Source organism: Neisseria sp. P0009.S008 (assembly GCF_051958615.1).
Taxonomy (GTDB): Bacteria; Pseudomonadota; Gammaproteobacteria; order Burkholderiales; family Neisseriaceae; genus Neisseria; species Neisseria subflava.
In genome coordinates, this window is the sequence record NZ_JBQCVG010000015.1 from 14,975 (window position 1) to 29,429 (window position 14,455).

13 protein-coding genes and 1 pseudogene are annotated in these 14,455 nt (G+C 51.7%); 8 read left to right on the forward strand and 6 right to left on the reverse strand.

The window, feature by feature from the left end:
* Positions 1-38 precede the first annotated feature (38 nt).
* From ACTHSQ_RS10315 to cysS, 7 genes are all read left to right on the forward strand, one after another.
* Positions 39-401, forward strand: a complete 363-nt coding sequence (locus tag ACTHSQ_RS10315) for a hypothetical protein (protein WP_003681812.1) — start codon at positions 39-41, stop codon at positions 399-401.
* On the forward strand, positions 401-784 hold the full coding sequence (locus ACTHSQ_RS10320; RefSeq protein ID WP_440371064.1) for an acyl-CoA thioesterase: 384 nt from the start codon (positions 401-403) through the stop codon (positions 782-784). Before ACTHSQ_RS10315 ends, ACTHSQ_RS10320 begins: the two co-directional genes overlap by 1 nt.
* Positions 781-1,269 carry a peroxiredoxin family protein gene (locus ACTHSQ_RS10325; RefSeq protein WP_440371063.1) on the forward strand — a complete coding sequence of 163 codons (489 nt, stop codon included), beginning with the start codon at positions 781-783 and terminating at the stop codon, positions 1,267-1,269. Before ACTHSQ_RS10320 ends, ACTHSQ_RS10325 begins: the two co-directional genes overlap by 4 nt.
* A gap of 44 nt (positions 1,270-1,313) precedes the next feature.
* On the forward strand, positions 1,314-2,462 hold the full coding sequence (obgE, locus tag ACTHSQ_RS10330; RefSeq protein ID WP_440371062.1) for a GTPase ObgE: 1,149 nt from the start codon (positions 1,314-1,316) through the stop codon (positions 2,460-2,462).
* Between the two features lie 83 nt (positions 2,463-2,545).
* A complete protein-coding gene (locus ACTHSQ_RS10335) occupies positions 2,546-3,220 on the forward strand; it encodes a hypothetical protein (protein WP_003683730.1) in 675 nt (224 codons plus the stop codon).
* Between the two features lie 2 nt (positions 3,221-3,222).
* Positions 3,223-4,437, forward strand: coding sequence for a hypothetical protein (locus ACTHSQ_RS10340; RefSeq protein ID WP_003683929.1), 1,215 nt, complete (start codon positions 3,223-3,225; stop codon positions 4,435-4,437).
* A 143-nt stretch (positions 4,438-4,580) separates the two neighbouring features.
* Positions 4,581-6,206 (forward strand): cysteine--tRNA ligase, encoded by a 1,626-nt coding sequence (gene cysS, locus ACTHSQ_RS10345; protein WP_440371061.1) that lies wholly within the window; start codon positions 4,581-4,583, stop codon positions 6,204-6,206.
* A gap of 110 nt (positions 6,207-6,316) precedes the next feature.
* On the opposite strand, the gene ACTHSQ_RS10350 is transcribed toward cysS, so the two are convergent.
* Together ACTHSQ_RS10350 and ACTHSQ_RS10355 are read right to left on the reverse strand one after the other, a co-directional pair.
* Entirely contained in the window at positions 6,317-6,922 is a 606-nt protein-coding gene (locus tag ACTHSQ_RS10350; RefSeq protein WP_440371060.1) for a nitroreductase family protein, read from the reverse strand.
* A 15-nt stretch (positions 6,923-6,937) separates the two neighbouring features.
* Complete coding sequence (locus ACTHSQ_RS10355; RefSeq protein ID WP_003683872.1) at positions 6,938-7,333, reverse strand: DoxX family protein; 396 nt, start codon at positions 7,331-7,333, stop codon at positions 6,938-6,940.
* Positions 7,334-7,460: 127 nt separating this feature from the next.
* On the opposite strand from ACTHSQ_RS10355, the gene ACTHSQ_RS10360 reads away from it, so the two are divergent.
* Positions 7,461-8,351: a LysR family transcriptional regulator gene (locus ACTHSQ_RS10360; protein WP_049350927.1), complete on the forward strand. Its 891-nt coding sequence runs from the start codon at positions 7,461-7,463 to the stop codon at positions 8,349-8,351.
* A 57-nt stretch (positions 8,352-8,408) separates the two neighbouring features.
* On the opposite strand, the gene ACTHSQ_RS10365 is transcribed toward ACTHSQ_RS10360, so the two are convergent.
* From ACTHSQ_RS10365 to ACTHSQ_RS10380, 4 genes and pseudogenes are all read right to left on the reverse strand, one after another.
* On the reverse strand, positions 8,409-8,750 hold the full coding sequence (locus ACTHSQ_RS10365) for a hypothetical protein (protein WP_003683849.1): 342 nt from the start codon (positions 8,748-8,750) through the stop codon (positions 8,409-8,411).
* Between the two features lie 354 nt (positions 8,751-9,104).
* Positions 9,105-11,378: a Tex family protein gene (locus ACTHSQ_RS10370; protein WP_440371059.1), complete on the reverse strand. Its 2,274-nt coding sequence runs from the start codon at positions 11,376-11,378 to the stop codon at positions 9,105-9,107.
* A 98-nt stretch (positions 11,379-11,476) separates the two neighbouring features.
* Complete coding sequence (locus ACTHSQ_RS10375) at positions 11,477-14,290, reverse strand: DNA methyltransferase (RefSeq protein WP_440371058.1); 2,814 nt, start codon at positions 14,288-14,290, stop codon at positions 11,477-11,479.
* A gap of 42 nt (positions 14,291-14,332) precedes the next feature.
* Positions 14,333-14,455: pseudogene (locus ACTHSQ_RS10380) on the reverse strand (IS481 family transposase); the annotation flags it as partial.

The window sequence follows — 14,455 nt, forward strand, 5'->3', positions numbered from 1 at the left end:
CTATATCATTCAACTATACAGAAACCAAGGAAAACACCATGTACGAAGTCAACCGCAGCGTCTTCCTGCTTATCCCCCTCGATCCTTTTTGGAACTGGCTAAAATCCCTACCCGGCAATCACTTGGATGGCCTGACGCTTGAAGACATCCAAGCCGATGCCAATTCTTACCTCGTTCGCCCGTGCGAAACCGCCGACGAAGTATGGGATGAAATCGAAGCGCGTTTCGAAGACATTTTTGCTGCCGAATTGGCCGACTGGTGCGAAGACGAAAGCGAATGGCCGGATTTGGACGCCGACATTTTCAACGAATGGTTCGACATCCAACTCTCCACCGTGATTACCGACCTCGAACACGAACCCATCGCACGCGAAGAGTTCCAACCCATCAATCTCAACTGATGAAACTGACCGTCCGCAACTACCACCTCGACGGCTACGGCCACGTCAACAATGCGCGCTACCTCGAATTTCTCGAAGAAGCGCGCTGGACGTTTTTTCAAGAGCATGACCTTCTCTCCGAACTCAAAGGCATCATGCTCGTTGTTGCACGCGTTGATATCCGCTATCGCCGCCCGTCGCTTGAAGGCGATGTTTTAACCTTTACAGGCCATCTGAAAGACATCGGCACACGCCACATCATCCTCAGCCAAACCGCGACCCTGCCCAACGGCAAAGCCGCTATCGAAGCCGAAGTTACCCTTATGCCCGTCAGCAGCGAAAGCGGCCGCAGCATCAGTGTTCCCCAAACCTTAGCACACGCAATTCAAAACCTTACATCATGAAAAAAATACTCACACTCCTCATCGTTGCCACGATTGGCGCGCTTCTTACCTTCGTCCTTATCCCCAGCAACAAAGCCGCCCCTGATTTCGCCCTGCCCGATCTGCAAGGCAAAACCATTACCAACGCCGATTTAAAAGACAAAGTTACCCTCATCAACTTCTGGTTTCCCTCCTGCCCCGGCTGCGTGAGCGAAATGCCTAAAATCATCAAAACCGCCCAAGATTATCAAGGCAAAAACTTCCAAGTCCTCGGCATAGCCCACCCCATTGACCCCATCGAAAGTGTCCATCAGTACGTTAAAGAATACGGCCTTCCCTTCACCGTCATGTACGATGCCGACAAAACTGCCGCAAAAGCCTTTGGTACACAGGTTTACCCGACTTCCGTCCTGATCGACAAAAACGGTAACATCCTCAAAACCTACGTTGGCGAACCCAATTTCTCCCAACTCTATCAAGAAATCGACCAAGCCCTCGCCCAATAAATCCAAGGCCGTCTGAAACAACCGAATACCCATAAGAGAACATCATGAAATTTATCGACGAAGCAAAAATCGAAGTCGCCGCAGGTAAAGGCGGTAATGGCGCAACCAGTTTCCGCCGCGAAAAATTCGTACCGCGTGGCGGTCCCGACGGTGGCGACGGCGGCAAAGGCGGCAGCGTGTGGGCAGAAGCCGACGAAAACACCAATACCCTCGTCGAATACCGCTTCGTCAAACGCTACCAAGCCAAAAACGGCGAAAAAGGCCACGGCTCCGACCGCTACGGCGCAGGGGCGGACGACATCGTCCTCAAAATGCCCGTCGGCACCCTCATCCGCGACCTCGATACCGACGAAATCGTCGCCGACCTCACCTACCACGGTCAGCGCGTCTGCCTTGCCAAAGGTGGCAAAGGCGGCTTGGGCAACATCCACTTCAAATCGTCTATCAACCGCGCGCCCAAGCAATCCACGCCCGGCGAAGAAGGCGAAACCCGTTCCCTGCAACTCGAACTCAAAGTCCTCGCCGATGTCGGCTTATTAGGTATGCCCAACGCCGGTAAATCCACCCTGATTACCGCCGTATCCGCCGCACGCCCCAAAATCGCCAACTACCCCTTCACCACCCTGCATCCAAACTTGGGCGTCGTACGCATCGACGAAAACCACAGCTTCGTCATGGCCGACATCCCCGGCCTGATTGAAGGTGCAGCAGAAGGCGCAGGTCTCGGCCACCGCTTCCTCAAACACTTATCGCGCACTGGCCTGCTGTTGCACGTCGTCGATTTGGCCCCCTTCGACGAAACCGTCAACCCCGCCGAAGAAGCCCTTGCCATCATCAACGAATTGCGCAAATACGATGAAGAACTCTACGGCAAACCGCGCTGGCTGGTGCTGAACAAACTCGACATGCTCGATGAAGAAGAAGCCCAAGCGCGTAGCGCCGCCTTCCTCGAAGCCATCGGCTGGGACTACCCGAAACCAGACGACCGCTTCCAATTCGACATGGAAACCCCGCGCCTCTTCCAAATCAGCGCCCTGACCCACCAAGGTACGCAGGAATTGGTACACCAAATCAACCAATACCTGACCGAGAAAAAACGCATCGAAGCTGAAAAAGCCGAAGCGGAGCAGGTTGAAATAGAAACCACAGAAAAACAACCTAAAACAAATACGGAAATTCTTAAGGCTGAATAATTTTTTAGTAGTCTAAATTTGGTTTAGACTATCCGAAAGATGTAATTTTTTAATAAAATTACGAACCCAGAAAGGATTTTGGAATGAAAAAAGTATTAACCTTAATAGGCTCAGCAATTCTGCTATCAGCCTGCAACTTGGAGGATGGAAAAATGTTTGATTCAGCTTATGACTTTCACGGACTGCCCAAAGCAGAAAGTGACCCTGTTGTAACGGAGAATCCGAAAAAGCATCAAAAATACGAATTGACGGTTACGTTTAAAAATGCACCAGGAAAATTTGAAATTTCCAGACTGGTAGAAAACTATGATGCAAAGAATTGTATGATTACCACCAACCGTGCAGCTGGCGCAACCGCGTATGCAGTTTACCAACCTGAATTTACCTTAAAAAAAATCAGCGATACAGTTTATCAAGGGGAATTTTATACCGACAGGCCTTTGAATGAAGACTATTTTGGTCAGGGAGTGTGTTTGTGGGAAAATTATGGTGTTTCTCTAGAATTCAAAGCTGATAACAATAAAAAAAGTACCCTTTTTTCAGCATATATTGACGATACCGTATGGAAAAATATGGCAGAAAAAGGTACAACAGCAAACTTAATCTACTATCACCAAAAAGCAGATTATCCAATTGCTACTTGGTTAGATAGTGAAACTGGTCTTGTTTCCAGTGGAGTTACAGCAGAACAAGCGCAACAAAGAGGCATTGATTTAAAAGATGCATTTAGTATTGAACTTGAAATACGGAGAGCCTAAATATGAAAACGCAAAATTATCTTGCAACTGCTGATTTAGCTTATAAAAATCTAAAAGAAGGTCAACATATTCGAGGAATTGATAATGTAGAATATGAAGTTGTCAAATCTCTCCATACTAAATCTGGCTACGACGGCTATGTCCTGTACAGAAAAGACACCAATGAACTAGTTGTTACTCATAGAGGTACATGGCCCGAAAAAAATGCAAAAGCCACAGATATATTGACCGATTTAGGCATGGCAGTCAATCAAGGAAACAATCAATATCCCGATGCCAAGAAATTGACAGAAATAGCTATATCATTAACTCAAACACGTTATCCAGGAGCCGTAATTCACCAGTCAGGACACTCTCTCGGCGGAGCTCTAGCACAATTGTGCGGCTACAATTATGGCCAAAGAACCGAAACATTCAACGCCTACGGTGCGGCTAATCTGCAAGAAAAACAACCAGGTAAACAATCTAATGCCCAATTAATCACAAACCACGTCCGCGGCATGGATCCCGTAAGCGCTGCCAGTCCGCATTTAGGTAATGTTAAACATTACCTGAATAAAACTGAACAGATAGTATTGTATCTAGGTGGCTTTGGCAAATTGAACATAGCCCCAAACCGTACATGGGCAGTTGCAATAACTGGTGCTGGCTACAGTCATGGACTCAACAACTTCAAAAATGGTGGTTTATCTACTGAAGACCATACCTTTGCCTTAGATAATATACAACTGATTAAAGAATTCCGCACAGAATTTGAAGAAGAAGCTCGAAAAGTAGGAAAAGATATTAAATTTATAAAAGATATAATGAATGATGCCATTAACTGGGGTAAAAAAACATTAAACCTTTCAGAGAATTCAAACATATCAGAAGACCAATTTGCCCGACTTTTTGCCAACGAAGCAACTAATAGTAATCTTCTTGCAAAAGAGCAGGATACTATAAATAATCTTGCTTCAGCTTCCTCTGCCACAAAAAGACCACAATCTAAGTATGATGAAGTCAAAGGTATGCTGCGAGGCCTTATCAATGATACTGATGGTTCATATGCTCAAAGGGTACTTGCAGAACATCCTGAGCAGGTTGCTCTTTTTGACGAAAAAATCCGTCAAAATGTAGCGCTAAACCAAGATAGACAACAAGAATTAGTAGCTGAGAAGAGTCAAGCGTTCCAGCATGAAGAGCAACAGAGAGTCTTTTCTCGATCATTCGGCTAATTTAATTTTCTACTAAACTTCCTTTAGAACTTTAATTTATCTTTTCCCTAAAAATCTCAAAAATCAAATGACCAAGGAAGAGGTTAAAATTTTAGTTCTATAGGAAGCCTAAAAATAAATTATTTAATTAATAAAACTCTCCCATGACCACCATCTACAACACCCTTACCCGCCAAAAAGAGCCCTTCACCCCCATCAACCCTAAAAACGTGCGTATGTACGTTTGCGGCATGACCGTTTACGACTATTGCCACTTGGGCCATGCCCGCGTGATGGTTGTGTTTGACATGATTGCCCGTTGGTTGCGCGAGTGCGGTTATCCGCTCACTTATGTGCGCAACATCACCGACATCGACGATAAAATCATTGCCCGTGCGGCTGAAAACGGCGAAACCATCGGCGAACTGACCGCGCGTTTCATTCAGGCTATGCACGAAGATGCCGATGCTTTGGGTGTGTTGCGTCCGGATATTGAGCCGAAAGCGACGGAAAACATTCCGCAAATGATTGCCATGATTGAAACCCTGATTCAAAACGGCAAGGCATATCCTGCCGTAAACGGCGACGTTTACTACGCCGTGCGCGAGTTTTCGGCTTACGGCCAATTATCGGGCAAATCGCTGGACGACCTGCGTGCAGGCGAGCGTGTGGAAGTGGACGGTTTCAAACGCGATCCGCTTGATTTTGTGTTGTGGAAAGCGGCGAAAGCAGGCGAACCTGCATGGGAAAGCCCGTGGGGCAACGGCCGTCCGGGTTGGCATATTGAATGCTCTGCCATGAGTGAAAACCTGTTCGGTGATACTTTCGACATCCACGGCGGCGGCGCGGACTTGCAGTTCCCGCACCATGAAAATGAAATTGCCCAAAGCGTCGGCGCCAGCGGCCATACCTGCGGCCACGACCACGCGCAAACCCACCACGGTCAAAGCATTGCCAGCCACGTCAAATACTGGCTGCACAACGGCTTTATCCGCGTAGATGGCGAGAAAATGTCCAAATCGTTGGGCAACTTTTTCACCATCCGCGAAGTGTTAAAACAATACGACCCTGAAGTCGTACGTTTCTTCATCCTGCGCGCCCACTACCGTAGCCCGTTGAACTACTCCGACGCGCATTTGGACGACGCAAAAGGCGCGCTGACCCGTCTGTACACCACGTTGAAAAACACACCAGCGGCTGAGTTTGATTTATCTGAAAACGCCAACGACTACACCCGCCGTTTCTACGCCGCCATGAACGACGATTTTGGTACGGTCGAAGCGGTTGCCGTGTTGTTTGAACTAGCAGGCGAAGTGAACAAAACCAATGATGCCCACCTCGCTGGCTGCCTGAAAGCTTTGGGCGGTATCATCGGCCTGTTGCAACGCGATCCGATTGAGTTTCTGCAAGGCGGCGCGGTTTCAGACGGCCTCTCCAACGAAGAAATCGAAGATTTAATCGCACGGCGCAAACAGGCGCGCGCGGATAAAAACTGGGCAGAGTCCGACCGCATCCGCGACCTTCTGAACGAACACAAAATCATTCTGGAAGACAACGCCGGCGGCACGACTTGGCGGCGGGGAAAACCAAAAAAATTGACTTTTATAGATTACTTTAAAATCAATCCTAATAGCCTGTCCAACGAAGAAATCGAAGACTTAATCGCCCAGCGCAAACAAGCGCGCGCCGATAAAAACTGGGCGGAATCCGACCGCATCCGCGACCTTCTGAACGAACACAAAATCATTCTGGAAGACAACGCCGGCGGTACGACTTGGCGTCGCGGTTGATTTCATGACATAGATAAAAGGCCGTCTGAAAGTGTTTTCAGACGGCCTTTTATTTTGCTATTTCAAAAAGGGCGCAAACATCGCGCCCTTGGTTGAAAACATCATTTCATTTATGCGCCGAATACTTTCAGACGACCTTCGACTGGTTGGAAGGCTTTTTCAACGGCTGGAGCCGCGATACCGCCAATCACCATTTGCGCACGCAACAACCAGCTTTCCGGCAGGTTCCATTCTTTGGCAATGGCCGCATCAGGCAGCGGATTGTAGTGTTGCAGATTGGCGCCGATACCGGCAGCCGCCAATGTTGTCCAAACAGCATATTGAACCATGGCATTTGCCTGATCCGCCCAGATCGGAAAGTTAGCCGCATAAGATGGGAACTGCTCTTGCAAACCTTTGACAACATCTTGATCTTCAAAGAACAAAACTGTCGCCGCACCTGCTTTAAACAAGTTCAGTTTTTGCGCAGTGGCTTCAAACTGCTCGGCAGGAACAATTGCACGCAACGCTTCTTCGACAAAATGCCACACTTTGGCATGTTCTTCGCCAAACAATACAACCACTCGGGCAGATTGCGAATTAAAAGAAGACGGCGTATGCAAAACGGCGTGTTCGATGATTTTGGTTACTTCCTCATTGGACAGAGGCAGGGTGTTGTTCAATGCATAAATAGAACGACGGGTTTCAGCAGCTTGTTGCAAAACAGAATAAGTCATGATCTTTTCCTTAAATTAATCTTTATCTTTACCAAAAACGTTATCCAACGCCCACGCTCCGCCACCGGCTACTGCCAGATACAGGAACACAAAGCAGAACAAAACGGCAGATTCGCCATGGTTGGCCAATGGAAACAAAACATTACCCGAGGACGCGTGTGCCATAAAATAGGCGGCTGCCATCTGACCGGACAAAACAAACGCGGCTGGACGGGTAAACAAGCCCAATATCAATAAGATACCGCCGACAATTTCCAAAATACCGGCCACCAGCATCAAGCCTTCAGGCGCGCCGCCCATGGACATCGGAAAACTGAAAAACTTGGCCGTACCATGCAGCAAAAACAAATACGCTGTAACAATGCGCAAGACAGACAATACAACAGGTTGGAATGATTTGAGGGCTGACATCTTAATAATCCTTATTTTAATGATTACCTGAAGAAGTAGGGAGCAATTTCAATAAGTGCAGTATAGATAATTCCCAGTAAGAGATATATACTCGAATTATTGATACAACGTTTCCTAATAAGAAATCATGGATACCCTATTCAGCCTAAAAGTTTTCCGCCAAGTGGTTCAAAGCGGCAGTTTTACCCGTGCTGCCGATCAGCTCGACATCTCCACCGCCATGGCCAGCAAACACGTCAGTCATCTGGAAAACACCATTCAAGCCAAGCTCTTACACCGCAACAGCCGCAACCTCCACCTGACCGAAGCAGGCGAAGAATACTACCGTCAATGCAGCTACGCGCTGGATACCTTGGACACCGCCGCCCAAAAAGCGGCAGGTGGCGCCGACACGCCACAAGGTATGTTACGCGTTACCATGCCCCTGTGGTTTGCAGGCGGCAATATGAGCGCATGGTTGGCAGAATACCGCCAGCGTTATCCCAAAGTCACGCTCGACCTCGTCCTCGACAACCGCCATATCGACCTCATCGCCGAAGGCTTCGACCTCGCCTTGCGCGTTTCCAAAACCCCCTCCCCTTCGCTGATCGTCAAACCGCTGGCCAAAATCGAGTTCGTTCTGCTTGCCGCCCCCGACTATCTTGCTCGACACGGCACACCCGATACACCCGAAGCCGTCATGCAGCACCAAGCCATCCTGCCTTCCTATACCAGTCAACAAGACCAGGAAATTACCCACCGCGCTACCGCAGAAAAAGCCATTCTCCATCTCTCCCCGGTTATCCGCAGCGACAACACATTGATGATCCGCGAGCTGATTAAAGCAGGCGCAGGCATAGGCTATCAGCCCCTTTGGGCAGTTCAGCAGGAATTGAAGGACGGCACATTGATCCAACTCCTGCCCGATTACACCATCTGGGCAGACCAACTGAACGCCACTTATGTCGACAGGGCCTTTCTCAGCGCGAAAGTACGCAGCTTTATCGACTTTCTCAATGAAAAAATATCGGAAGGATAAACATCAAGGCCGTCTGAAACACTTTTCAGACGGCCTTTAATCAAAGTAATAATCCAATCAATAATTGGTCGAACAGAACTGTTCGCGTTTGTCCGCATCGGCGGCATAGCATGTCAAACCCATGCCTGACGCATTGCTGTTGTTCGCTTTCGCACCCGGTTTTTTGTTCACCAAAACCTTACCGTTTTTTCCGATTTCCACGGTTACGCCTTTGCCGTTTTTCAGCTTCCATTTCAACACTTGTGCATCGGCACTTTGACACTTGCTGACCGTACAGCCGCCTTCTGTCGCAACATTGCCGTTTTTATAAATCACGCACTGCTGCTGGCTGTCGGTACAGGCCGCATACGCAGCAACGGAGAAACAGGAAATCAGCGCGGCAAACAAAACAGGTTTCATGGTTTGAACTCCTTGGGTTGTGATGATGAATTTGTAATATTTGGAACTATACGCCTGTTTGTATGTGCCTACTACAAAATATGTTTGCGCCATTTGAATGGTGGTAGGTAATGCCGCGCTTCACGTTGGACGGAAGTGCGGAAATCCTGTAAGTTTAATTCTATTTACTATCGGGAATTAAGTTTCAGACGACCTTTTTATTGAAACGGCAGCCTTGTTTTCTGTTCTGTTAGAAAGAGAAGGAGCCATTGTCTAAATGCCGGATATTTCTGTTTTGGTGATTTCACTGGCAAGAAAGGTCGTCTGAAAATCCTTTTTTCAGACGACCTTTAATTGAGTCTCAAAAAGTCAAACTTACCGCTTCAACTTCGCAAACGCATCTGCCATCGCCGAATTGGTTGGGGCGCGGTCGTTGCGTTGGGGTTTGCGGTCGCGGCGTTCCTGATGTCGGGTTTCAGACGACCTGTTGCCTTTGGCTGCGCCGCCCGCCTCATCATCCAGCCGCATGGTCAGCGCGATGCGTTTTCTGGCGGCATCAACTTCCAGCACTTTCACTTTCACCACGTCGCCGGCTTTCACCACTTCGCGCGGGTCTTGCACGAATTTATCGGCAAGCGCGGAGATGTGCACTAGGCCGTCTTGATGGACGCCGATGTCCACGAACGCGCCGAAGTTGGCGACGTTGGAAACCACGCCTTCGAGTATCATGCCGACTTGCAAGTCGCTGATTTCGTGGATGCCTTCGGCGAAGGAGGCCGTCTGAAACTCGCCGCGCGGGTCGCGGCCGGGTTTCTCCAGCTCGGACAGGATGTCCAGAATGGTCGGCAGGCCGAAGCGTTCGTCGGTGAAGTCGGACGCTTTGATTTGCTTCACGCGCTCGCGGTTGCCGATGAGTTCGGCGGCGGTAATGCCTTGTTGCGCCAGCATTTTGGCGACGACGGGATAGGCTTCGGGGTGGACGGCGCTCGCGTCCAGCGGCTCTTTGCCGCCGTTAATCCGCAAAAAGCCCGCTGCCTGCTCGAAGGTTTTTTCGCCCAAACGCGGTACTCTCAGCAATTTTTTGCGGCTGTCGAACGCGCCGTTTTCATCGCGGTAGGCGACGATGTTTTGGGCAAGGGTTTGATTCAAACCGGAAATCCGCGCCAAGAGCGGGGCGGACGCGGTGTTTACGTCCACACCGACGGCGTTCACGCAGTCTTCGACCACCGCGTCCAGCGATTTGGCGAGCTGGCTTTGGTTCACGTCGTGCTGATACTGGCCCACACCGATGGATTTGGGGTCGATTTTCACCAACTCGGCAAGCGGGTCTTGCAGCCTGCGGGCGATGGACACCGCGCCGCGCAGGGAAACGTCCAAGTCGGGGAACTCGCGCGCCGCCAGTTTGGACGCGGAATAAATCGATGCGCCGGCTTCGGACACGACGATTTTGTGCAGCCCCATTTCCGGCATTCCGCGCACCAGTTCGCCCGCGATTTTGTCGGTTTCGCGGCTGGCAGTGCCGTTGCCGATGGCGATGAGCTTCACGCCGTGTTGTTTAATCAGGCGCGACAGCGTTGCCAACATATTGTTTTCTTGATGTAAATAGACGATGACCGTATCCAGCAGCTTGCCCGTGTCGTCCACCACGGCGCATTTCACGCCGTTGCGGTAGCCGGGGTCGAGACCCAGCGTGGTCAGCCGTCCGGCGGGTGCGGCGAGCAGCAAGTCTTTGAGATTGCGGGCGAACACGGTAATCGCGTCGGTGTCGGCGGCTTCTTTCAGACGACCTAAGGCTTCGAGTTCCAGCGACAAAAAGATTTTCGCGCGCCAAGTCAGGCGCACGGTGTCGCGCAGCCATTTGTGGCCGTCTGAAACCTTGAAGCGGCGGGCGATGATTTGCTCGTATTCGCTTTGCTGCGTAATCGGCGTGTCGTCGGGCTGGTATTTGAGCGCGATGTTCAACACGCCTTCGTTGCGGCCGCGCAAAACCGCTAGCGCGCGGTGGCTGGGCATGGCGCGGACGGGTTCGCGGTGGTCGAAATAATCGCTGAATTTTTCGCCTTCGGTTTCCTTGCCTTCAACGACTTGCGCATGGATTTCGGCTTCGTTCCACAGCTTGTCGCGCAGCGTGCCGATGAGTTCCGCGTCTTCGGCAAACTGCTCTATCAGAATCGCGCGCGCGCCGTCCAGCGCGGCTTTGGCGTCGGGGACGTTTTCGTTCAGGTAGCCTTGCGCGGCGGCTTCCACGTCCTGCGGCTGCTCGGCAAGCAACACGTCCGCCAGCGGCTGCAAACCGTGTTCGCGCGCGATTTGCGCTTTGGTGCGGCGTTTGGGCTTGTAGGGCAGATACAGGTCTTCCAGCGCGGTTTTGTTGTCGGCGGCTTCGATTTGTGCCCTGAGGTCGTCTGAAAGCTTGCCTTGCTCTTCAATGCTTTTTAAAACAACGGCTTTGCGCTCTTCCAACTCGCGCAGGTATTGCAGCCGCTCGGCAAGCTGGCGCAGTTGCGTGTCGTCCAGCCCGCCCGTGGCTTCCTTGCGGTAACGGGCGATAAACGGCACGGTCGCGCCGTCGTCCAAAAGTTCGACGGCGGCGGTGATTTGCGCGGCGGTGGCGGAGAGTTCTTGGGAGAGGATTTGGGTGATGTTCATGAGGGTCCTTTGGATGGGTGCAGGCTGCCTGAAAGCGTTAGATTTAACGAAGTTGAAAAGTGCAGGCTGCTTTTTGGGAGTTCGGGTTTCAGACGGCCTTAGCGTTTGTCTGCTTCCGCTGCTGCTTTTTGGTACAGAGCAAAGAGGAAGGCGGTGCGGCTGCCGTCGTCGTGGCCGCCTTTGTAGCCGTATGCCGCATCGACGGCTTTGTCCAAGGCGCGGTGGGCTTGGTGCAGGCGGGTGAAGGGGGCGTCGGGGCGGTACAGGTCGGCGAGGCTGGGCGGGGGCAGGCCTTCCTGCTCGGCTTCCCGGCGGTAAAACGCGCGGGCATCCAGCACGGTTTGGGCGGCGGCTTCGATGGCGGCGCGGTGTTTTTGTTCGGCGGCGGGGGCGGGGCGGCCTTCGCTTTGCGGGGCGAAAGGGAAGGGAAAGTTGTTGTACACGATGGTGTTGGAATAGCGGTATCGGCTTTCCAGACGGCCGGCCACGGCGCGCATAAAGGCGTTGTGCATGGTGCTGCACAAGATGCCGAAATGGTAGGGTGTGGCGTTGGGCAGCATAAAGTTGGCATCGCTGTTAATGGTGTTGCAATCCACATAACCGATGGGGATAAAGGCGCGGGATTCTGATGAAACACGTGGGATAATCAGGTAGTTACCGCTTGCAGGCTGCCTGATTTCTCCAAACAGATGGGGCGTGGCGGCCAGTTCTTTGGTGGTTGCCCGGTCGCTTTCCGAGCGTTTTTGCCTGACGGATTCTATGCGTTGTGCCGTTTGCGGCATTTGTTTCAAATCGTGGTGCAGCCGCGTTTCGCTGATGCCGTGAAACCATAAACACCAGCGTTCTTTATCGTTGAGAAATTCTTCCGAGCCGAAAAACGGGCGGATATATTGCGCGGCAAGCGGTTCGGCGGTAATCAGTGCTTGTTTTTCGGCGGTACTCAAAAGCAGGTTACCGCCGTCGTTGGGCATGGAGCCGAATGCCATCGGCAGTTCGTTGCAGATTTGCTTGCGTTGTTTGTTGATAATAATGCTGGGTGCGTCGGTCAAATATTGGTTGATATTGGAGGCCGTGTGTTTTTCAGGTAGCTCTTTAATGTCGGGATACTCGAACAGGTATTTTTCGCCGCTGTGTTTTTCAGGCCGTCTGAATCCGACGATGACGCAGTGCACGGCGGCTTTGCCGCTGGCCTGGCTGGTCCATTGGAAGGTGCGGTGGGCGAAGTGGATTTCTATATCCTGCTTAAACAGATATTGCCATAAAACGCTTGCCTGTTCGCCTTGTGTGATGGAGTTGGTGGACACAAAAGCAGCCTGCACGTTGTGGTTCTGGGCGATGATGCGGGCGGCTTTGACGTACCAGTTGGCCACGTAATCCAAGATGCCGAATCCTTTGATGATGCCGCAAATCATCTGTATGTCGGCTTTTTGAGCGGGGGTTTGGTATTGCTTGCCGACAAACGGCGGGTTGCCGAAAATATAGTCGGCCTGCGGCCATTCGGTGTGCAGGCTGTTGGCGTTGATGATTTCCGCGCTGTCGGTGAGCGGGATGGAGGGGCGGGTTTGGCCGAAGCGTTCGGCGGTGCGCAGGTTGCATTGGTGGTCGGTGAGCCACATGGCGACTTTGGCAATTTGGGCGGGGTATTCGTCGATTTCGATGCCGTGAAACTGGCCGATGTGGGTTTGCAGCATGGTGGAGATGTCGAGCAGCTGGCCTTCGGCAAACAGTTCGCCGATGATGTCGTCTTCCAGTTTGCGCAGTTCGCGGTAGGCGACGACGAGGAAGTTGCCGCAGCCGCAGGCGGGGTCGAGGAATTGCAGGCGGCCGATTTCTTGGTGCAACTCGTGGATGGCGGCGGTGCGTTTGGCTTTGCCCGATACTTTGCAGGCCGTCTGAAAGCGTTCGCGCAGGTTGTCCATAAACAGGCCGTCGATGACTTTGAGGATGTTGCCTTCTTCGGTGTAGTGCGCGCCGAGTTCGCGGCGTTCCACGTTGTCCATCACGCTTTGGAACAGGTTGCCGAATATTTCGGGGCTGATTTTCGCCCAGTCGCGCGCGGAGCATTGCAGCAGCAGTTCGCGCAGTTCGGCGTTGAAATAAAATTCGCCGAGCTGTTCTTCAAACAGTTTGCCGTTCACATAGGGGAAGGCGCGCAGTTCGGTGTTCATGTTTTGCGCGCGGCGTTCGGGCGGGGTATTGAGCACGGCAAACAGGCGGTTGAGCGTGCCGCCGATGTCTTCGCCGTCTTCGCGGGTGTATTTTTTCAGGTAGCCTTCAAATTGGTTGGGCTCGAAAATCAGGGTGTCGTCGGCAAAAAAGCAGAACAGCAGGCGGATGAGGAATTGTTTCAGGCTGTGTTCGTCGTAGCTGCCGTCGGCACGGAAGGCCTGATAAAGGCTGCCCACTGCGGCGGCGGCTTCGATGTTGGCCTGTTCTTGGGCTTGGCGCAGTTCGTGGGTGATGCCGTCCATGAAGTCGAAATGGCGCAGTTTGATGTGTTCGGGCAGGTCGGAAAGCGGGAAGAAAACGTCGGTGCCGTCTTTCAAATCGTAGAGTTTCATGGTGGCGAAATCGGACACGATGATGTGGCGGGGCACGTCGTCGGGATTATGCCGGCGGATTTCTTCCACATAGCCCATTGCCTGTTCGAACGCGGCGTCGAGGTCTTTGCCGGCGGACTTGTGCTCGCAAAGCAGCCTGCCGGCCCAGAATACGTCGGCAAATTTGGTGTGCCCGTTGCGGTGTTTGACGGCGTATTCGGTGGTGGCGGTGCGGAAGCGGTCCAGCCCGAAAATGGCGAAAAATTCGTTCCAGAAAGTGTCTTTTTCGGCACGCTCGCGCTTTTCGTTTTGGAAGCGGCGGGCAAATTGGGAGGCAAGGCGGTATTTGTGTTCGTAGGTGTAGGTGGTCATGGGGAGAGGCTTTCGGGGTGCAGCCAGTCAATAAATTTGATTTTACCGTAACCAACAAAGTGCAGGCTGCTTTTTGTAGAAAATAACCGCGTTGTTTACACCACAGGTTGAGAATGAAGCCTGCAAGACCTCAAACGGCGTATCGCCGTTCAAACTGCGGTGCGG